This window comes from Microbacterium sp. GbtcB4 (assembly GCF_019091465.1).
GTDB classification, from domain to species: Bacteria; Actinomycetota; Actinomycetes; order Actinomycetales; family Microbacteriaceae; genus Microbacterium; species Microbacterium paraoxydans.
The window spans coordinates 1-234 of the sequence record NZ_JAGXJJ010000609.1; the positions used below are offsets into that span (position 1 = coordinate 1).

General features: G+C 70.1%; 1 protein-coding gene. It reads left to right on the forward strand.

From position 1 onward, the window contains the following. The coding region (locus KVS71_RS18990) for a hypothetical protein (RefSeq protein WP_217585308.1) at positions 1–234 on the forward strand (234 nt) is incomplete at both ends.

A 234-nucleotide genomic window follows, 5' to 3' on the forward strand; every position in this document is an offset into this window, starting at 1 on the left:
AGGGCAAGACGCTGAGCACCTGGAGTGGCACGGACGCGATGTACGCCGCCGGTGTCTCGGCGAAGGACCTCGCGACGCTCGACGTGCACACGAAGGCGAACTGCGGCACGGCGTCGCGGTGCGGTGAGGGACAGCTCACGATCACGTTCGACCGCCCCGACGACGATCCCGCCATCCACATCGCCGAGTTCGGCGCCGGGACCGGAGGTACCGGGCTCGGCGGGATCGCCATCG